The organism is Nocardia sp. Root136, assembly GCF_001427185.1.
Taxonomy (GTDB): domain Bacteria; phylum Actinomycetota; class Actinomycetes; order Mycobacteriales; family Mycobacteriaceae; genus Nocardia; species Nocardia salmonicida.
Map to the genome: position 1 here is coordinate 2,852,436 of NZ_LMFE01000001.1, position 19,417 is coordinate 2,871,852.

17 protein-coding genes are annotated in these 19,417 nt (G+C 67.1%); 7 read left to right on the top strand and 10 right to left on the bottom strand.

Going from position 1 to position 19,417, the window contains the following annotated elements:
• Window positions 1-115 precede the first annotated feature (115 nt).
• The 4 genes from ASD42_RS13060 (at window position 116) to ASD42_RS13075 (ending at window position 4,299) form a co-directional block, all read left to right on the top strand.
• A complete protein-coding gene (locus tag ASD42_RS13060) occupies window positions 116-802 on the top strand; it encodes a TetR/AcrR family transcriptional regulator (RefSeq protein ID WP_056816237.1) in 687 nt (228 codons plus the stop codon).
• Between the two features lie 158 nt (window positions 803-960).
• Entirely contained in the window at window positions 961-2,391 is a 1,431-nt protein-coding gene (locus ASD42_RS13065) for an ABC1 kinase family protein (RefSeq protein WP_056816240.1), read from the top strand.
• 22 nt (window positions 2,392-2,413) lie between these two features.
• Entirely contained in the window at window positions 2,414-3,658 is a 1,245-nt protein-coding gene (locus tag ASD42_RS13070) for a saccharopine dehydrogenase family protein (protein WP_056814576.1), read from the top strand.
• Complete coding sequence (locus ASD42_RS13075) at window positions 3,655-4,299, top strand: class I SAM-dependent methyltransferase (RefSeq protein WP_056814580.1); 645 nt, start codon at window positions 3,655-3,657, stop codon at window positions 4,297-4,299. The genes ASD42_RS13070 and ASD42_RS13075 overlap by 4 nt, the downstream gene beginning before the upstream one ends.
• Here ASD42_RS13075 and ASD42_RS13080 read toward each other — a convergent pair.
• The 7 genes from ASD42_RS13080 to ASD42_RS13110 all read right to left on the bottom strand — a co-directional run bounded on the left by ASD42_RS13080 (window position 4,285) and on the right by ASD42_RS13110 (window position 11,117).
• Window positions 4,285-4,848: a vitamin K epoxide reductase family protein gene (locus ASD42_RS13080; RefSeq protein ID WP_442938652.1), complete on the bottom strand. Its 564-nt coding sequence runs from the start codon at window positions 4,846-4,848 to the stop codon at window positions 4,285-4,287. The genes ASD42_RS13075 and ASD42_RS13080 overlap by 15 nt on opposite strands.
• Complete coding sequence (locus ASD42_RS13085; protein ID WP_056814585.1) at window positions 4,848-5,618, bottom strand: DsbA family protein; 771 nt, start codon at window positions 5,616-5,618, stop codon at window positions 4,848-4,850. The genes ASD42_RS13080 and ASD42_RS13085 overlap by 1 nt, the downstream gene beginning before the upstream one ends.
• A 74-nt stretch (window positions 5,619-5,692) precedes the next feature.
• Window positions 5,693-6,538 (bottom strand): PPK2 family polyphosphate kinase, encoded by an 846-nt coding sequence (locus ASD42_RS13090; RefSeq protein ID WP_056814587.1) that lies wholly within the window; start codon window positions 6,536-6,538, stop codon window positions 5,693-5,695.
• Between the two features lie 15 nt (window positions 6,539-6,553).
• The gene (locus tag ASD42_RS13095; RefSeq protein ID WP_056814590.1) at window positions 6,554-8,011 is read right to left on the bottom strand and encodes an alanine/glycine:cation symporter family protein; all 1,458 of its coding nucleotides are present in this window, start codon (window positions 8,009-8,011) and stop codon (window positions 6,554-6,556) included.
• A 57-nt stretch (window positions 8,012-8,068) separates the two neighbouring features.
• The gene (locus ASD42_RS13100) at window positions 8,069-8,800 is read right to left on the bottom strand and encodes a ZIP family metal transporter (protein ID WP_056814593.1); all 732 of its coding nucleotides are present in this window, start codon (window positions 8,798-8,800) and stop codon (window positions 8,069-8,071) included.
• A gap of 7 nt (window positions 8,801-8,807) precedes the next feature.
• Window positions 8,808-9,950, bottom strand: a complete 1,143-nt coding sequence (locus ASD42_RS13105) for an AI-2E family transporter (protein WP_056814596.1) — start codon at window positions 9,948-9,950, stop codon at window positions 8,808-8,810.
• A gap of 114 nt (window positions 9,951-10,064) precedes the next feature.
• Window positions 10,065-11,117 carry an NAD(P)-dependent alcohol dehydrogenase gene (locus ASD42_RS13110; RefSeq protein WP_056814599.1) on the bottom strand — a complete coding sequence of 351 codons (1,053 nt, stop codon included), beginning with the start codon at window positions 11,115-11,117 and terminating at the stop codon, window positions 10,065-10,067.
• Between the two features lie 130 nt (window positions 11,118-11,247).
• Between ASD42_RS13110 and ASD42_RS13115 the strand changes: the two genes are divergently transcribed.
• Window positions 11,248-12,318 carry a S1C family serine protease gene (locus ASD42_RS13115; protein WP_268793517.1) on the top strand — a complete coding sequence of 357 codons (1,071 nt, stop codon included), beginning with the start codon at window positions 11,248-11,250 and terminating at the stop codon, window positions 12,316-12,318.
• A gap of 41 nt (window positions 12,319-12,359) precedes the next feature.
• On the opposite strand, the gene ASD42_RS13120 is transcribed toward ASD42_RS13115, so the two are convergent.
• Window positions 12,360-13,643 (bottom strand): phthiocerol/phthiodiolone dimycocerosyl transferase family protein, encoded by a 1,284-nt coding sequence (locus ASD42_RS13120; protein ID WP_056814603.1) that lies wholly within the window; start codon window positions 13,641-13,643, stop codon window positions 12,360-12,362.
• Between the two features lie 96 nt (window positions 13,644-13,739).
• Between ASD42_RS13120 and ASD42_RS13125 the strand changes: the two genes are divergently transcribed.
• Window positions 13,740-14,279 carry a TetR/AcrR family transcriptional regulator gene (locus ASD42_RS13125; RefSeq protein ID WP_056814608.1) on the top strand — a complete coding sequence of 180 codons (540 nt, stop codon included), beginning with the start codon at window positions 13,740-13,742 and terminating at the stop codon, window positions 14,277-14,279.
• A gap of 136 nt (window positions 14,280-14,415) precedes the next feature.
• Entirely contained in the window at window positions 14,416-15,750 is a 1,335-nt protein-coding gene (locus tag ASD42_RS13130; protein ID WP_056814611.1) for a DUF1254 domain-containing protein, read from the top strand.
• An 85-nt stretch (window positions 15,751-15,835) separates the two neighbouring features.
• Here ASD42_RS13130 and metE read toward each other — a convergent pair whose 3' ends face one another.
• A complete protein-coding gene (metE, locus tag ASD42_RS13135) occupies window positions 15,836-18,160 on the bottom strand; it encodes a 5-methyltetrahydropteroyltriglutamate--homocysteine S-methyltransferase (RefSeq protein WP_056814614.1) in 2,325 nt (774 codons plus the stop codon).
• 350 nt (window positions 18,161-18,510) lie between these two features.
• Entirely contained in the window at window positions 18,511-19,383 is an 873-nt protein-coding gene (locus ASD42_RS13140; RefSeq protein WP_255284589.1) for a 3-hydroxybutyryl-CoA dehydrogenase, read from the bottom strand.
• Window positions 19,384-19,417: the final 34 nt, after the last annotated feature.

Genomic DNA, 19,417 nt, shown 5'->3' on the forward strand with positions numbered 1-19,417 from the left:
ACCCCACACCGGCGCGCCTAAGCTGTTGACTAAAGACGCCAACATCGATCACGAGGGGGCTGTTCTGTCCACCGAAGACCTTGTCGAGATCGGCGAGCAGTCGAGCCGAGCCAGTGTGCGCGGCGGCGGCCAAGCCGACGGCCGCAAACGTCGGTGGCGGCAGCACAAGATCGACCGCCGCGAGGAGCTGGTCGACGGCACCCTCAACGCCATCCGCGCGCGGGGCAGCCAGGCGGGCATGGACGAGATCGCCACCGAGATCGGCGTGTCCAAGACCGTGCTGTATCGCTACTTCGCGGACAAGAACGACCTGGTCCACGCCACCATGCAGCGCTTCATCGAAACCACCCTGCTGCCCCGGGTGTACGGCGCGATCAGCCTCGACGCCGACGAGTACCAGCTGGTGCGCGCCGCGATGACCGAATACGTCGGCACCGTCGACGACGACCCCGAGGTCTACCGGTTCATCATGAGCAATGCCGCGGGCGACAAGTCCTCGCTGGCGGAGTTCGAGCGGCTGTTCGCCGAGGTGGTCACCACCGTGCTCGTCGATCGGGCGGGCGCCAAGGGCATCCGCACCGAGGGCGCGATGCTGTGGTCGTACGTGCTGGTCGGCGGCATCCAGCTGGCCACCCACTGGTGGACCACCACCGACAAGGCCATGCCTCGCCAGGACGTGATCGATTACCTCACGATGATGGCCTGGAGCGCGATCGAGGGCATGGCCCGCGCGGGCGGCTCACCCGAGATCTTCACCGCACAGCCGCATCCGCTCCCCGAGATGCCGCCGCAGGCACCCTGACCAGGCTCTCCCTCCCTTTGAGGGAGCCGGGCTCGACAACGCCGCGCGGTTGGCTACGCTGAACCGAGCGGGGCGCTGTGGCTTGCGTCACCGCGGGTGGTCGTGTGACGCTGCGCGTCGACACCGCCGCGCACGTCGGCACCAACGGAGGTACCTCGATGGCGAAGAACGTGCCGACTTCCCGGCTTGCCCGCGGGACGAAACTGGGGGCGGTCGCGGCGGGTTCGGTCATCCGCTCGAAGAAGACCAGGCTCTCGATGCGCGGCCGCTCGGAGGCGGTGCGCGCACGGATGGCCGAGGAGTCGATGATCCGCACCACCGAACAGGTGGTCATGGTGCTCGGCACCATGAAGGGCGTGGCCATGAAACTCGGCCAGATGATGTCGGTGCTGGATCTGGATCTGGTGCCCGAGAATCATCGTGAGCGGTTCCAGCAGCGTCTCGCCGTACTGCGCAACGCGGCGCCGACTGTCTCGTTCGAGTCCATGCGCACGGTGATCGAGCAGGATTTCGGTGCTCCGCTGGCGGAGATCTTCGCCGAATTCGATCCGGAGCCGATCGCCGCCGCCTCGATCGGCCAGGTGTATCGGGCCACCCTGCACGACGGCCGCGCCGTCGCGGTGAAGGTCCAGTACCCCGGGGTCGACGCCGCCGTGCGCGCGGACCTGAAGAACCTCACCATGTTCCGCCGGGTGCTGGCCTCGGCGATGCCGTGGATCACCCCCGCGGTGCTCGACGAGCTGAAACTGAACATGGAGAGCGAACTCGACTACCAGGCCGAGGCCGCCACCCAAGCCGAGATCGCGCACCTGTACCGCGACCACCCGTTCATCGTGGTGCCCTCCTCGGTGCCCGAGCTGTCGACCACCCGCGTGCTGGTCAGCGAGTTCATCGACGGCGACGGATTCGACGAGATCCGGAAAATGCCGGCAGCGCAACGCGATCGGGTCGGCGAGATCATCTACCGCTTCTATGTGGGCTCGCTGTTCAGCTTCAACGAGTTCTGTGGCGACCCGCATCCGGGCAATGTGCTGCTCGCCCGTGACGGCCGGGTCGCGTTCCTCGACTTCGGGCTGTTCAACCGGATGGATCCCAAGCTGGTCGGCTTCGAAATCCAGTGCCTGCGCGCGGCCGCCGAGGATCGCGCCGAAGACCTGCGCCAGTTGATGATCGACCGCGGCGTGATCGATTCGCCCGAGGAGATCGGCGCCGAGGAATGCCTCGAATACGTGCTCGCCGCCTCGGAATGGTGTCTGGTCGACGAGGAGCTCACCATCACCCCCGAACTGGCCAGCGGCGCGTTCCTGCTCGCCGTCGACCCGAGGGCCAGCGAGTTCACCGGTATGAAGCAGCAGAACCTGCCGCCGGAGCACCTGTTCTCCCGCCGCGCCGACTTCCTCACCTTCGGCATGCTCGGCCAGCTCGACAGCACCAACAACTGGCATCTGATCGCCAGGGAATGGCTCTACGGCGATCCGCCGATCACCGAACTCGGCCTGGCCCACCGCGATTGGCTCACTACCCACCCACCGAAGCCGGTGAAGAAGACCCGCGCCCGCAAGACGAGCGCACCAGCCACCAAGCCCTGATCACCTTTTCGAAAGGCGCGCAATGCCGCAGCACCGCGAGTTCGACCTGATCCTGTTCGGCGCAACGGGTTTCGTCGGCAAACTCACCGCCGAATACCTGCTCACCGCGGCCCCGGCCGACGCCAAGATCGCCCTGGCGGGACGCTCGGCGGACAAGCTCGCCGCCACCCGCGACGAGCTCGGCCCGGCCGCCGCGACATGGGAACTCGTCGTCGCCGATTCCAGCGATCCGGCCTCGCTGGCGGCGATGGCCGAGCGCACCAAGGTCGTGGTCACCACTGTCGGCCCGTACCTGCGCTACGGCCTGCCGCTGCTCGGCGCGTGCGCCGCGGCGGGCACCCACTACGCCGACCTCACCGGCGAGCCGCTGTTCATCCACGACGCCATCGAGAAGTTCGAACAGACTGCGGTCGACTCGGGGGCGAAGATCGTGAATTCCTGTGGTTACGACTCGATTCCGTCGGACCTGAGCGTGTACGAGATCTACCGCGCCAGCATCGCCGACGACACCGGCGAGCTGGAGGACACCACCCTGGTCGCCTATCTCAAGGGCGGTGCGAGCGGGGGCACCATCGACTCCGGCCGCGCGATGATGGAAGACATCGCGGCCGATTCCTCGCGCGGCAAGATCCTGGCCCACCCGTATTCGCTGAGCCCGGACCGCAGCATGGAACCCGATGTGGGTCGCCAGTCCGATCAGGCGCTGGCCCGCGCCGACAGCATCGACGCGAGCCTCGACGGCTGGGTTACCACGTTCGTGATGGCCTCGCACAACACCAAGGTCGTGCGCCGCACAAACGGCCTGCTCGGCTGGGCCTACGGCAAGCAGTTCCGCTACCGCGAGGTGATGAACGCTGGTACCTCGGCCGCCGCGCCGCTGGTCGCCGCCGGAATCGCGGGCGGCATCGTGGCCGGAATGGCTTCGGGCGCAGTCCTCTCACGCGTCTCGCTCGGTCGCAAGCTCCTCGACCGGATCCTGCCCAAGCCCGGCACCGGCCCCAACGAAAAGGCCCGCCGCAGTGGCTGGTTCACCATGAAGACCTTCGCCCGCACCAGCTCCGGCGCCAAGTACCAGGCCACCTTCTCCGGCACCGGCGATCCCGGCTACCAGGCCACCGCCGTGCTGCTCGGCCAGAGCGGCCTGAGCCTGGCCTTCGACACCCTGCCCGAGCGGGCGGGCGTGCTCACCCCCGCCTCCGCGATGGGCGAGGCGCTCACCGCGCGGCTGCGCGAGGCGGGCATGACCATCGAGGTCGCGCGACAGTGAATCTCGCTCGCAAGACGATGAACGCCCCGGCGCTGGCGGCGGTGTACGAGCACGCGTGGCGACCCACGCTGTTCTACCTCGCCAGCGGCCGGACCACCGGAACCGACCGCCGCGACGCGGTCGATCGGCTGCGCCTGAGCGGTCCCATGAAAGTGCTCGACCTTGCCTGCGGCCCAGGCAATTTCACGCGATACCTGAGCGAATATCTCACCCGCGACGGTTTCGTCACCGGTCTCGACTACTCCGCCCCGATGCTGGCCAAGGCCGCCGTCGACAACGCGAGCCCTCGCGTCGGCTACGTCCGCGGCGACGCCCGCACGCTGCCGTTCGCCGACGGAACCTTCGACGCCGTCTGCTGTTTCGGCGCCCTGTACCTGATCCCCGACCCGCTGGTCGCTACCCGCGAGATGATCCGCGTCCTGGCCCCCGGCGGCCGCATCGCGATCAGCACCAGCTACGCCGAGGACAACCTCTTCGGGTCGGCGAGCAGCCTGGCCGCGAGCCTGAGCGGTCTGCGCCTGTTCGACCGAGACATCTTCCCGAAGCTGTTCGCCAGGGCGGGCCTGACCGAAATCGACCAGCGCGTCCACCGTTTCATGCAGTACGTGGACGCCACCAAGCCGATTTCAGACCAGGCTTAGCCAGTAGTCCTGGAACTTCAGGAACACCAGCAGCAGCACCACCGCGTAGAACACCACCACCAGGGTCCAGCGCCATTCGGCGAGGATCCCCATCGCCCCACGCGAGCGACCCCACAGCTCCTGCGTGGTCACCGCGAACAACACCGGCACGGCCACCCACACCACCATGCAGTACGGGCACAACGCGTTGATCCGGTACATGCTCTGGAAGATCAGCCAGCACAGTCCGGCGATGCCGAGGACGGTCCCGATCCACAGCCCGCCCCAGATCCAGCGCGGGAATCCGATACCGACCACCGACAGCACCGCGAGGGTCACCACCACCGAGAACCCCACGACGCCGATCAGCGGGTTGGGGAAACCGAAGACCGCGGCCTGGTCGGTCTTCATGATCGACCCGCACGACAGCACCGAGTTGATGCTGCACGAGGTGACGTAGTTCGGGTCGACGAACAGCTTGAACCGTTCGACGGTGAGCGTGAACGACGCCAGCCAGCCCGCCAGCCCGGCGATCAGCAGCAGCCAGGCCGAGCGGGCGGGGGCGGTGATCACTTCGCCGCGTCAGCGATCACGGGGGCCAAGCCGTTCTCGGTGAAGATCGCGTCGGACTGGTTCAGCTGACCGTTGATGTACACCGAGGGCGTCGACTTCACGCCGCTCTGCAGCGTGGTCTGGGTGATCTGCTGGATGTAATCGTTGTACGGCTTGTCGTTGATGCAGGTCGCCACGGCGGGATCGGTGTACCCGACGTCGGTGGCGATCTGGATGAGCTCGTCGTTGCTCAGGCCCGCGCCGCCCTCGGCGGGCTGCTTCTCGAACATGGTCTGCAACCAGGACTGGTACTTGGTGGTATCGGACTTCGCCACGCAGAACGACGCGTTGGCCGCGCGCGAGGAGTACTGGTTGGTCGAGGCCTTGTCGAGGAAGGAGATGATCTGGTACTCCACGGACGCGGTGCCGTCGGCGGCGGCCTTGGCGAGTGTCTCCCCGTTGGCCGCCTCGAACTGCTTGCAGGCCGGGCACTGCAGGTCGGCGACCACGCGCACCTTGACCTTGGCATCGGGATTACCGATCACGACCGTGCCGGTCTCGGTGACCGCCCCGCCCGTCGCGGGCAACTGCGCCGCCGAAGTAGTCGACGATTCCTTGTCGGAATCGGACTTGTTCACGGCGATTCCGATGCCGATGGCCGCGACCAGCGCCACCAGGACCGCGGCGACGCCGACTTGGATCGCGATCTTGCGCTTCTTGTCGGCCGCCTCGGCCGCCGCCAGCGGATTCCTGCCGGAGGGACTCTTGCCCGTGCTCACCGTCGTCACACGCCTTTCGCTCGTTGGCTCCCCACCGGGAACATCATGCGGGCCGAACCTGAGAGTTTCCGCAAAGCTCGTTTTCAGGACTCGTCGAGTCGGCGCAACTGCTCGGCGATATCGAAGTCGGCGGGCGGCCAATCGAGTTCCAACTGCGACAGTGCGGCGATCAGCAACTCGGTGACCGCCAGGCGCGCGTACCACTTGTTGTCGGAGGGCAGTACATACCAGGGCGCGTAATCGGTGTTGGTGCGATCGAGAACAGCCTGGTAGGCCTTCTGGTATTCGGGCCAGTGGGCGCGTTCGGTGATGTCGGAGGGGTTGAATTTCCAGTACTTGTCCGGGCGCTCGAGCCGTTCGCGCAGCCGACGCTTCTGTTCGTCGAGGGAGACGAACATGGCGACCTTCACGATGGTGGTGCCCGCGTCGACGACTTCTTTCTCGAAGGCGTTGATCTGGTCGTAGCGCTGCTCCCACTCCGCCTGCGGCACGAGCTCGTGTACCCGCACCACCAGTACGTCCTCGTACTGGGAGCGGTCGAAGACGCCGATCTGACCGTGCGCGGGCAGCCTGTTGCGGATGCGCCACAGGAAGTCGTGCTGGGACTCCTCCTCGGTCGGCACGCCGAAGGACGCGTGATCGACGCCCTGCGGGTCGACCGAACCGATGACGTGGCGCACGATGCCGCCCTTACCCGCGGTATCCATACCCTGCAGGACCAGCAGCACGCTGTGCTGTCCACCGGTGCGACCGTGCGCGAACAGCTTCTCCTGCAAGACCGACAGCACCGTCGCCCGTTCGGCCAGCAGTTCCTTGCCGAGGCGCTTGCCGCCGGTGAAGCCCGGCGTGCTCGCGGTGTCGAGATCAGCGACGCGCTGACCGTCGGCGCGCAGCGCGATCTCAGCCGGTTCGGTCCAGGTTTTCGCCATTTCCCATGCCTACCACTACTGGGTGGGTTTACCGGGCAAGCTCGACGCAATCGTTGCCTGCCAGCACTGCACGCCCGCTGGGTCGGCGATGTCGGCGCTGTGCGCGTACACGGGGTCTTCGCCGGCGCCACGCTGGGCGCGGTAGTCGGCGAGCAGACGGAAAGCGACGGCGCCGAGCGGAATGATCGCGGCCAGGTTCACCAGCGCCATCACGCCCATGAACACATCAGCGAGATTCCAGATCAGGCTCACCGAGCCGAGCGCGCCACCGAAGACGGCCACCAGCACCAGGATTCGGAACGCGGTGAGCACCTGTGGACGCGTGGTGATGAATTCGATATTGGCGCGGCCGTAGTAGAAGTTGCCGATCATCGAGCTGAACGCGAGCAAGAACACCACCGCGGTGAGCACGTGCCCGGCCCAATCGCCCAGCGACGCCTGCAGCGCGCTCTGGGTGAGGTCGGCGCTGCGCCGCTCGGACAGGTCGGGGTCGGTGGTGAGAATGATGAAGGCGGTGATCGAGCAGATCAGCAGGGTGTCGAAGTAGACGCCGAGCGATTGGACGAGACCCTGCTTCACCGGATGCGAGACATTCGCTGCCGCAGCCGCGTTGGGCGAGGAACCGAGCCCCGCCTCATTGGAGAACATCCCGCGCCGAATACCCTGCGCGAGCGCGGTACCGATCCCGCCGCCGACCACCTCACGCACCCCGAACGCCCCGCCGACGATATCGGCCAGCACCCGAGGCAGGTCGGTGATGTTGAGTGCCACCACCGCGATGCCGAGCAGCAGGTACACGATCGCCATCAGCGGCACCAGCACCTCGGTGATGTGGCTGATCCGGCGCACGCCACCGAAGATCACCAGCCCGAGCAGCGTGATCAGACACAGCCCCACCACCAGGGCGAACCAGTCACCGTCCAGCGCCGACAGCGACGCCCGCGCGGTCGCCACGATGGTGTTGGCCTGCACCGCGTTGAACACGAACCCGAAGGTCACCGTGATGATCACCGCGAACGCCAACCCCTGCCAACGACGCCGCAGCCCGTATTCCATGTAGTACGCGGGGCCGCCGCGAAAAGTCCCCGGCTCGTTCTCGCGGCGCTTGTAGAGCTGGGCGAGCGTGGATTCCACGAACGCCGATGCGGCGCCGACCGTGGCCATCGCCCACATCCAGAACACCGCCCCCGGCCCGCCGACAGTGATCGCGGTCGCGACCCCCGCGATATTGCCGGTCCCCACCCGCGCCGCCGCGGAGATACTGAAAGCTCCGAACGCCGACACCGATTTCTTCCCGTCGGCGGCCGTCGGCCCCTTCTCCGTGACCACCCGGAACATCTCGGGCAGCATCCGCACCTGCACCACGCCGGTGCGCACCGTGAAGTACACCCCGGCCACGACGACCAGCGGAATCAGCAGCCAGTTCCAGAACACATCGTTGACATCGACGATCACCGAGTTCAGGGTGTCCATCCGGCGAACGCTACCGCCGTCGCGCGCCGTGACCGGTCAGGCCGCGCCTCATGTTGCTCAGTGGCTGAGGGCGGCGACGACGAACATGGCGGCCACGCCGAAGAGGGTGCACAACAGGGTCAGTCGGGAGGGGTGGCCCGCGTGGGCCTCGGGGAGGATGTCGGCGGTGGCGAGGTAGAGGAGGAACCCGGCGAAGTAGCCCATGTAGAGGCCGATCCAGTGCTCCGGTACGTGGATCACGGTGCCGAGAACGGCGCCTACTACGGGCGCGACGGCGTCGAGGGCCAACAGGGTGAGAGCGCGTTTGCGGGCACTGCCGTAGACGGTGGGAATGGTGAAAGTGTTGAAGCCATCGGCGAAGTCGTGGCAGATCACCGCGATCGCGACGGACATGCCGACGGCCGCGCCCGCCTGGTACCCGAGGCCGATACCGAAACCGTCCAGGGTGCTGTGAAAGATCAGGCCGCCCGCGGCCAGGAGACCGACGGACTCGAAACCGTGCTTGTGCGTACCGAATTCCTGCTCGTGGCCACGATGGATGGCGACCGCCCGCTCGATCACGTGCAGGCTGAGAAAGCCGAGGACCGCGGCGATCAACACATACGGGATACCGCGGAACATGCCGTCGGTCTGTTCGAGCGCCTCGGGAATCAGGTCGAACGCGACCACGCCGAACATCACCCCGGCGGCCAAGCCGAGAACCAGGTGCTTGCGGTCGCCGATCCGCATGGCGACGAAACCGCCGAACAGCGTCGACAACATCGACACCAGGGACAACAGGATCGCCATGAGCTGCCTATTCGTCGGCGGATGCGGCTTCGGACTCGGCCTTCTTGCGCTTCTTCTTCTTCGACGGTGGCGCGTCCACCTCTTCGGTGACCTCGTAGCGGCGCACATACGCGCCCGCGAAACCTTGCAGCGTGGCGGTGACGGGAATCGCCAGCAGAGCGCCGGTCGGCCCGAGTAACGCGGCACCCGCGACGACCGCCCCGAAGGCCACCGCCGGGTGCATGTCCAGGGTGGTCGCGGTGATGCGCGGTTGCAGCACGTAGTTCTCGAACTGCTGATAGGCGACGATGAACAGCAGGATCCACAGGGCGGTGATCGGGTCGTGCACCAGCGCGACCAGCACCGGGAGCGCGCCGGCCAAATACGTACCGACGGTCGGGATGAACTGGGAGACGACGCCGACCCACAGCGCCAAGGCGAACGCCGACGGCACATCGAGCACCCGCAGCGCGACATAGTGCGCGATCGCCGAGCACAGCGCGAGCAGGGCCCGCGAATAAATGTAGCCGCCGGTCTTCTCGACCGCGATGTCCCAGGCCCGCAACACATGCTTCTGCTGTCTCGGCGGCAGCAGCGAACACACCCAGGTGCGGAAACGCGGGCCGTCGGCGGCGAAGTAGAAGGTGAACAACAGCACCCCGAGCATCTGGAACAGCGCGCCGATCGCGACAGTGCCGATGCCCCAGACGTTTCCGGCCAGACCCACCAGATACTTCTCGATCGTGGAACTCCACTCCGAGGCGTATTTGGTCAGGTCGTCACCCGAAATATCCTGGTGGAAGGTCGAATTGACCCAGTTCACCAGATCCTGAACGTAGTCGGGGGCATTCGCCACCAGCATGGTCACCTGGTTGACCAGCAGCGCGCCCAGCGTCCACACGAACGCGACGACCACCACCAGCAAGGCCAGGAACACCGCGCCGGTGCCCGCCCCACGCCGAACACCGCGCGCGGCAAGCCAATTCACCGCGGGTTCGATCGCGAACGCCAAGAAGATCGACACCAGCAGCACGGTCAGCAGGCCCTGCATCTTGCCGAGCACCCAGAACGCCGCGATCAACCCGGCCACCGCGAGCACGATGTACAGCAGCGCCCTCGGCAGCCAGCGCGGTGGTGTTCGCACCGACCAGAAGGCAGGCAGGGTTCTCATGTCGCCGGACCGTGCGGCAGGTTCAGCGGATTCGTCCTGGGCAACCACAGATGTCACGGTACCCAGGACGAGCGCCCACCAGCCTGTCGGCGCGCGTACCGCCGCCCCGGACAGCTACACCGTGGCGGTATCGATCACGAACCGGTACTGGACATCGCTGGCGACCACGCGGTCGTAGGCGGAGTCGATCTCGTCGGCGGAGATCAGTTCGATCTCCGCGCCGATCCCGTGCGAAGCGCAGAAGTTCAGCATCTCCTGGGTCTGCGCCACGCCACCGATCATCGAACCGGCCAGTGACCGGCGGAAACCGGCGAGGTTGCGCCCGGTGACGCTCATCGGGTTCTCCGGCAGGCCGAGAATCACCAGGGTGCCGTCGAGGGCGAGCAGGCGCAGGTAGCTGTCGATGGGCAGGTCGGCCGAGACGGTGTTGATGATCAGGTCGAACCGGCCGCGCAGCTGACGGAAGGTTTCCTTGTCGCTGGTGGCGTAGTAGTGGTGGGCCCCCATACGCAGGCCGTCGTCGCGCTTGCGCAGCGACTGGCTCAGCACCGTCACCTCCGCGCCCAGCGCCGCCGCGATCTTCACCCCGACGTGCCCGAGCCCGCCCATCCCGATGATCGCGACCTTCTTGCCCGGTCCCGCGTTCCAGTGCTTCAGCGGTGAGAACAGCGTGATGCCCGCGCACAGCAGCGGCGCGGCGACGTCTAGGCCGATGCCTTCGGGGATCGCGACGACGAAGCTCTCGTCCACCACGATCTGGGTGGAGTAGCCGCCCATCGTGTACCCGCCCGGCTGCGCGGTTTCGGGGACGCGCGAGTTGTAGGTCCAGGTGGGACCGTTGGAGCAGTACTGCTCCTCGCCCGCCAGGCACGGCACACACTTCCCGCACGAGTTCACCAGGCAGCCGACGCCGACCCGGTCACCGACCTGGTACTTGCGCACCGACGAGCCGACCGCGGCGACGATGCCCGCGATCTCGTGACCTGGCACGCACGGGTACTGCGCGCCGCCCCATTCGTCGCGCGCGGTGTGGATATCGGAATGGCAGATACCGGCGTACTTGATGTCGATCAGCACATCGTCGGGACCGACCTCACGACGTTCGATCGTGACCTTTTCGAAGGCCCCGTCAGGAGAGGGCTTGGCGTAGGCGGCAGCGGTGCTCATGGCTACATGCCTACAGCCGCATGCGTGCTTTGCCAAGTAGGCCGCGCCCCGACCGCGTCCGTATCGAGACCGGCGTGCGCCGAAAAACGGTCACAATGGATTGGTCGGCTCGCGAGAGAGGACATGTGCTGTGAAGCGTGTCGGACGAGTGCTGGTGACGATGCTGGTCGCGCTGCTCGGCGTGTGCGCGTTTCTCGGGTATCGCGGGGAGTTCGCCCTGGTCGAGCCGGAGTTCGTGGCGCAGGCGCAGGCGCCGGTGCTGGTGCCGCTGGACCCCGCGCTGGTCGCGGGGCAGCTGGAATCGGTTCTGGTCAATATCGATGTCGACGCGGCCGGTTTCGGCATCGGGGCGGCCGGGTCGGGGATCGTGCTCACCTCCGACGGACAGATTCTGACCAGTCATCATGTGATCAAGGGCGCCGAGGCGCTGAGCGTCACCGATATCGCCAACGGACTCGTCTACGAGGCGACGGTGCTCGGCTACGACTCCGGCGCCGACATCGCGCTGCTGTCGTTGGCCGGGGCTACCGGATTACCGACCGCCCGGCTGGGCACCTCCGCCGACCTGCGGATCAGCCAGGATGTGCTGGCCATCGGCGACGCGGGCGGCGACGGCGGCGAGCCGACCTCGGTCGCCGGTCCGATCACCGATCTGGACGCGACGATCGTCGCCATGAACTCCGCCGACCTGACCCGCAAGGCGCTGAAGGGGATGGTCGAGGTCGCCGCGCCGGTGATGGGCGGGCAGTCCGGCGGCGCGCTGGCAGACGCGTCAGGGGCGGTGGTCGGGGTGATCACGGCGGCCTCCGGCGAGAACGCCAGGGCCGAGGGCAGACCGGCCAACGGCTACGCCGTCCCGATCGACACCGCCATGCGCATCGTGGCCCAGATCCGTTCGGGAACCCCGACCGACACCGTCCACATCGGCCCCACCGCCACCCTCGGCGTGCAGGTCATCGACGCCAGACCCGCCGGCGCCCAGGTGAGCTGGGCCTTCTACGGCCAGCCCGCCCGCGAGGCCGGTATCACCATCGGCGACGTGATCACCGCGGTCGACGGCGTCTCGATCACCACCGCCAAGGCCCTCAGCGCCGCCATCAACCTCCGCAAGCCCGCCGACCCGATCCGCCTCGACGTCACCTCCCCCAACGGCACCACCCGCACCGTCGAAGCAGTACTCGCCCACGGAACCCCCAACTGACCCCCCACCGACCGCACTGAACAAGCGGGACTCCGGCCGTGTCACTCGAGGGTTTGGAGGAGTTCGACGAGGGTCAGGCGGAGCTTTTCCATGTGGGTTCGGCGGTACAGGGCGGTGTCGTATTCGAGTTGGAGGGTGAGGCTGCCACCGATGGTGAAGGTGGTGAGCTTCGGGGGCATGGCCGGGCCCATGGCGTAGATGTCGTCGCGGACGAAGGCGATGCTGTCGGGGATCGAATGGGGTTGCAGGCGGCCGATATTGGAGATGGCGATGGTGGGAGGTGCCGAGAGGAGGGCGGCGGTGAGTTCGTCGTTGACAAGTTGGGCGGCGAGGGGGAAGTGGGCGGGTTCGCGGCGGTCGAGGCCGGCGCGCAGGCCGGTCTCGATCGAGCGAGCCAGTTCGAGCTGGGTGGTTTCGCCGGTCGCGTGGACCAGGACGCCCGCGCCCGAGGCGAAGTTGACGACCGTCTCGGCAGGTACCGGCGGGTCGAATTCCGCGCGAACGTCGGCCGCGTACCCACAGAACATCGGCAAGAGGCCTGATTCGGGAAAGCGGGTTCGGAAGGCGGTCAGCGCCGTACCGGCGAGCACGCTGGTCACCGAAAGGCCATGGGCGCGTGCCACTGTCACGAGTTCGGCGGTCTCCTCGGCGCTGAGTTCGATGCGCTGCATCGCGAATCGGCCGAGCGGATCGGTGTCGGAACCGTCGCGGGGCAGTGTTCGCGGCGCGTCCTCGGGGCCCATCGACGCCGCGCCTGCCCTGATTTCATCCAGCCATGCTTCAGCCGCCGCGACCGAAACCACTTCGGCCAGCCGGGTATCCATGGCCTCGGGCAGCGTCTGATCCGAATTCGTCTCCGGCACAGCGATACCTGCCGCGTGCGCCGTGTAGTGCCGCCACATCTGTCCGAGCAACGCGAATCCCGATCTGCCATCGGAGATTCCGTGATGGACGACCAACACGACCTGCTGACGTAGACCCGCCCGCAGCAGGTACGCGTGAAACAGCCCGTCACTCCAGTCCCTCGGCCCGTTGACCAGCGCCAGATACTCGGCTTCCCCACCTTCGACGATGTCGAGCCGAGGCCGGAACTCGTCGTCACGGACGAAATGGCCCACGCCGTCGTCGGTCACCACCCGACTGCGCAGCAGCGGATGCGCCGCGGCGAGTTCGTCGAGCACTGTCCGCAGGATCGCGGGGTCGAGCACGCCGTGCACCGTGGTGCCGAGAAACAGTGGCATCCCGCCGGTCGGCACGCTGCCGATGGTCGTACCGGTGCCGAAGAAGCTGGATTCGAACGGGGAGATACGTCGTCGAGAGGTCATAGTCGAAACATACATCCGTTTCATACACTTGTCACTGACGTTTGTTTGAAACGAATGTCACGAACAGGCGTATGCGCCGCTTGCTATCGTGCGCGGGTGGGAACGCGCGAAGATCTTCTGGAAGCCGCCAAGCAGTGCCTGGCCGAACGCGGCTATGCCCGCACCACCGTGCGCGATATCGTCGCCGCCTCCGGCACCAACCTGGCGGCCATCAATTACCACTTCGGCACCCGCGACAAGCTGCTCCAACAGGCGATGCTGGAATCGAGCGCGAGCGCGGTGACGCAGATCCTCGACGCACTGCCCGCGAGCGATCCGGCCGATCCCACCGCCCGCCTCGAAGCGTTCTGGCACAGCCTGATCACCTCGTTCGTCGAGAACGCGCCGCTGTGGCACGCCAATGCCGAATGCCTCAACCAGGCACTGCACTCGCCCGAACTGCGCACCGAACTCGCCCACGCGCAGGGGCGGGCCCGGAGCGGTCTGACCGAAGCCTTCGGCAACGGCGACAGCAATGTCGGCGCGATCCTGCAGACGATGATCGGCGGCCTGCTCCTGCAGTGGCTGATCGACCCGGACAACGCCCCCACCGCGGCCGAGCTCACCGCGGGCGCCCGCGCCATGATCCGCGCCTGACCAGCGCGACCACCGAACCGGCGAGCAGCGATCTCACCCGCTCCGGGCGATGTGCGCCGCCCGAGTATCGGCGGATGCTGGTGTCGCGCGGTCCGATCATGGTCGCGCGACGTGGACGCGAAGACGAGGAGCGCGCATGCCGGATCAGAACGTGCCCGAATTGACCGCACAGGCCTACCTGTATGGATTCCCCTTGGTCTTCAACCTCGATTCGATCGAGCGATTGCTCCATGAGGGCATCGGCGATATCCCCGCGACGCCGTTCAACGACTTCGCCCATGCCCGCACCCTCGCCGGCGCCTCGGCGACCTTCGTCTCGATCAACAACGACACCGTGTACTCGATCGCCCTGATCGACCTCTCAGTCGGTCCATTGACCTTCCATGTGCCGGACGCCGGCGATCGGTACTACGTCATGCAGTTCATCGACGCCTGGACCGACAACTTCGCCTACGTCGGCACGCGGGCCACCGGAAACCGCGCGGGCGACTACCTCCTGGTCCCGCCGGGATGGACCGGTACCGCCCCCGAGGACACGACGGTCATCCATTTCCCCACCGTTGTCGGCGTGATCGCCGGCCGCTGGGCCTGCGCAGGCGAGAACGACCTCCCCGCCGTGCACGCCTTGCAGGACGCGCTGACGTTGACAGCCGCCGACGGAGCCGCACAGCCGACCGGACTTCCGTCGCCGGATCCGACGGTCGCGCCGGACCTGATGTTCCTCGAGAAGGTCCGCGTCTGGTCGCAGGCATTTCCTCCCGCGAAGCGCGATCTCGCGCTCCAGGAATCGTTCGCGCCGATCGGCCTGACGACTGCGGGCGCCTCCCCCTACCTGTCCCTCGACCCGGACCGAGCGTCCGCGCTGCGCGCCGGATTGGGTGAGGGCCAGGAAGAACTGAGCAACGCGACGAAGAGCGGTGCGGGCGCCGAAGAGAACGGCTGGCAGTTGACGCTGCACCTTTTCGACTACAACATCGACTTCTTCGAGGTCGGCACGCTCGACGACGAGAACTTCAAGATCACCGACCCGAACCAGCGCATCATCGCTCGCGCCGTAGCCGCCAAGGCCGGACTCTGGGGCAACCACGCCTACGAGGCCGCCTACGCGATGATCTACACCGACAGCACCGGCCAGCAGCTGACCGGCGCGAACACCTATACCCTTCGCCTCGACCCCACCCCGCCGGTCCACGCCTTCTGGTCGATCACCATGTACTCGACCCCGGACTTCTACCTGTGCGCCAACCCGATCGACCGCTACTCGATCGGCGACCGCACCCCCGGCCTCGTCTACGACGACAACGGCGCGCTCACGATCACCATCAGCCACGCCGAGCCCGCCGACCCCAAAGCCCGCGCCAACTGGCTCCCCGCCCCGGACGGCGACTTCCGCCCCGGCATGCGCATGTACGAGCCCCAGCAGTCAGTCCTGGACCAGTCCTACGTCCTCCCCCCGATCACGAGAACCTGATCCGAATCACGCTGCACCCGTGCGAGTACCGCTCCCAGACAAAAAGGGGCGCACCGGAATCCGGTGCGCCCCTTGTCCTGTTCGCTTACTCCTCGGTCGCGGCAGCCGCCTGCGCGGCCAATGCTCGTCGCCGCACCCGGCGAGCCGCGGCCACCATGTTCCGCAACGACGGCTCCAACTGCCAGTAGTGGCGGGTCTTGAGGCCGCCGTCGGGGTTGGCCCACAACCGTTGTGGGGTCACGGCATTCGCGGCCTGGGTGAGCAGCTCGTCGAATTCGTCGATATCGGGGATGCGGGCCGAGCGGCTCTCGTACACACCGGGGCCGACGCCGTGGGTGAGGCCGTGGCCGGAGGAGAGGTCCTCGGTGAGCGCCTCGATGACCCATTCGATCGAGCGGGTCGCCACGATCGCGGTGACGTCGGCATCGAGCTGATCGATCGCGTCGACCACCTCGGTGCGGCCGGAATAGCCGATGTGGGTGTGGATCTGGGTGTCGGACCGCACGCCGGAGGTGGCCAGCTTGAACGCGCCGACCGCCCAGCGCAGGTACTCCTCGCGGCCGTGCGGGCGGGCAGGGAGCAGCTCGCGGATGGCGGGCTCGTCGACCTGGATGATCGCGATCCCGGCCTTCTCCAGGTCCACCACTTCGTCCCGGATGGCAAGTGCCACTTGGTCGGCCGTCTCGTAGAGCGGCTGATCCTGGCGAACGAACGAGCGCGCCAGCATCGTGACCGGCCCGGTGACCATGCCCTTGACCGGCTTGTCGGTGAGCGACTGCGCGTAGGTGGTCCACTCCACCGACATCGGCGCGGGCCGCGCCACATCGCCGTAGACGATCGGCGGGCGCACACACCGCGAGCCGTACACCTGCACCCAGCCGAAACGGGTGGTCGCGAAACCGTCGAGCTGCTCGGCGAAGAACTGGATCATGTCGTTGCGCTCGTGCTCACCGTGCACGAACACGTCGAGGCCGATGTCTTCCTGGAGCCGGATCGTCGCCTCGATCTCGGCCTCGACCAGCTTGCGGTAGTCGTCGTCGGACAGCCGTCCCGAGGACACCTCGTGGCGGGCCTGGCGCAGTTTGCCGCTCTGCGGGAACGAGCCGAGCGTGGTGGCGGGCACCAGCGGCAGGTTCAACCGCTCCTGCTGCGCGGCCGCGCGCTCGTCGTAGGGCGCGCGTTCGCGCATCTGAGGCGTCACGGCGTACACCCGCTGGCGCACCGCGTGCTTCTGCTTGAAGTGCACCTCGGTGGGCCGCTTGCGCCAGTTCTCCGACGGGCCCTCGGTGAGCGCCTTGGCGAGCGAGACGACCTCGCCCACCTTCTGTTTCGCGAAGGCGAGCCGGTCGGCGACGTTGCCCTCGATGTCGTACTCGGCGAGCACGTCGTAGGGCACGTGCAGCAGCGTGGTGCCGGTCGACACCACCAGATCCGGGCACACCTCGGCGATCGAGTTCAGGTAGTTCAGCGTGACCACCCGGTCGGCGCGCCACACGTTCTGGCCGCTGATGACGCCGGCGTAGATCCGCTTGCGCTTGATGCCGGGGATCGCCGCCAGCTCCTCCGGCTGCATCCGGTAGGAGGCCAGGTCGAGGCCGATCGCCTCGACATTGCTCGCGGCCAGAATCCGCAGCGCCTCACCGAAGTCGCCGTACTGCCCGGTGACCAGGATGCGCGGACGCAGCGGCGCCTTCGCCAGCTGGTTGTAGGCCTTCTCGAACGCGGCCAGCTCGGCGGGCGTGCGCTCACCGGTGAAGCAGGGCTCGTCGAGCTGCACGCAGGTCGACCCGCGCTTGGCGAGGATCTCGAACAGCTCTTCGTAGAACGGCAGCAGCTGATCGAGCAGGCTCAATGTGTCGAACTCGGTCTCGCCCGGCACATGCCCGGCCTTCGACAACAGCAGCAACGACACCGGGCCGAGCACCACCGGACGCAGCTCGATCCCGCGGGCGGCCGCCCGGTCCCACTCGTCGAGCAGGGCCTCGGGATGCAGTGAGAACGTCGTGTCGGCGTCGAGTTCGGGCTGGCGGTAGTGGTAGTTGGTGCCGAAGAATCGCACCAGCTCGAGCGGCGGGGTGTCCGGGTTGCCGCGCGCCATCAGGAAGTAGAAGTCCAGCGGGTCGAGACCCTCTTGGAATTCCTTGAAGCGCGAGGGCACCGCACCGAACAGCAGCGCGTTGTCGAGGATGTGGTCGTAGAAGGAGAAGGTGTTGCCCGGCACCTGCGAGAGTCCGGTCGCGGCCAGCTCGTTGAACTGACGCTCCTGGATATCGCGTCCTACCGTGAGCAGTTCCTCGCGTTCGAGCGATCCGCGCCAATACGACTCGAGCGCGCGCTTGAGCTCTCGGTGCGGACCGATCCTCGGGTATCCGAGAACGCTCGACCCGAATCCATCGGTGACGTTGACCATGACCGCCGATACTCCCTTTCGATCACACGCTGCGCTCGAGACATAGCACCGGGCACGCGAGCGCGTCCGGCTACAGCAGCTTAAGCCGCAAGAACGCCTCCGCGCCGCTCCCCCCGCAAACCCCGAGCACCTGAGCGCCTTTTGTAAGTCTCTCTAGGGGCCCGCCCTGATCTGGACTGACCGAAGGGTGCGACGAAGGAGTACCCGTAGGGAGGGAAGATCAGGGGCCCGAAGGGCCCCGCTCGAGCGCGCCAGCGCTCCAATAAACACAGCCACCAAACGACCCCGAGCGGGTAAACCTGATGCGTCCCTACCGAACAGCCCGAATCCGGGCTGTTCGGACGAGTCCCCTATTTGCCGTACTGGTAGAACCCGGCTCCGGTCTTCTTACCGAGCAGCCCGGCTTCGACCATGCGCATCAGCAGCGGCGGAGCCGAGTAGAGCGGCTCCTTGAACTCGGAGTACATCGAGTCCGCGATGGACTTCACGGTGTCGAGGCCGACGAGGTCGGTCAGCGCCAGCGGGCCCATCGGGTGGGCACAGCCGAGCACCATCGCCTTGTCGACGTCGTCCTTGGTGGCGAAGCCCGACTCGACCATCCGGATGGCCGAGAGCAGGTACGGCACCAGCAGCGCGTTGACGACGAAACCGGAGCGGTCGGCCGAGCGCACGATCTGCTTGCCCAGGATCTCGGCGGCGAACTGCTCGGCGCGCTTGGCGACCGGCTCGCTGGTCTTGAGCGTGGTGACCAGCTCGACCAGCGGCAGCACCGGCACCGGGTTGAAGAAGTGCAGGCCGACCACGCGCTCGGGGTTGGCGGTGGCGACGGCGATCTTCATGATCGGGATCGAGGAGGTGTTGGAGGCGAGCACGGCGTTCGGGTCGGTGACGACCTTGTCCAGCTCGGCGAAGATGGCCGTCTTGACCTCTTCGTTCTCGACAACGGCCTCGACCACCAGCTGACGGTCGGCGAAGTCGCTGAGATCGGAGGTGAAGCGCAGCCGCCATGCGGCCTGCTCCCGCTCACGCTCGGTGATCTTGCCGCTGCTCACGCCACGGTCCAGCGAACGCAGGATCCGTGCGCGGCCCGCGGCGGCGAGTTCACGCGTGGTCTCGTAGACGAGGACGTCGACGTGCGCGCGTGCGCACACCTCCGCGATGCCCGCGCCCATCTGTCCGGCGCCGATGATGCCAACGCGCTGAATCTTCTCGCTGCTGCTCACGTCCCGCTCCTGCTGTGTGTCTGGCTGTGGGGTG

Bases quoted from the DNA above. Each gene is read 5' to 3' on its own strand.
- ASD42_RS13065 (WP_056816240.1), top strand. From the start codon at position 961: ATGGCGAAGAACGTGCCGACTTCCCGGCTTGCCCGCGGGACGAAACTG.
- ASD42_RS13070 (WP_056814576.1), top strand. From the start codon at position 2,414: ATGCCGCAGCACCGCGAGTTCGACCTGATCCTGTTCGGCGCAACGGGT.
- ASD42_RS13090 (WP_056814587.1), bottom strand. From the start codon at position 6,538: ATGGCGAAAACCTGGACCGAACCGGCTGAGATCGCGCTGCGCGCCGAC.
- ASD42_RS13095 (WP_056814590.1), bottom strand. From the start codon at position 8,011: ATGGACACCCTGAACTCGGTGATCGTCGATGTCAACGATGTGTTCTGG.
- ASD42_RS13100 (WP_056814593.1), bottom strand. From the start codon at position 8,800: ATGGCGATCCTGTTGTCCCTGGTGTCGATGTTGTCGACGCTGTTCGGC.
- ASD42_RS13105 (WP_056814596.1), bottom strand. From the start codon at position 9,950: ATGAGAACCCTGCCTGCCTTCTGGTCGGTGCGAACACCACCGCGCTGG.
- ASD42_RS13110 (WP_056814599.1), bottom strand. From the start codon at position 11,117: ATGAGCACCGCTGCCGCCTACGCCAAGCCCTCTCCTGACGGGGCCTTC.
- ASD42_RS13120 (WP_056814603.1), bottom strand. From the start codon at position 13,643: ATGACCTCTCGACGACGTATCTCCCCGTTCGAATCCAGCTTCTTCGGC.
- ASD42_RS13130 (WP_056814611.1), top strand. From the start codon at position 14,416: ATGCCGGATCAGAACGTGCCCGAATTGACCGCACAGGCCTACCTGTAT.
- metE (WP_056814614.1), bottom strand. From the start codon at position 18,160: ATGGTCAACGTCACCGATGGATTCGGGTCGAGCGTTCTCGGATACCCG.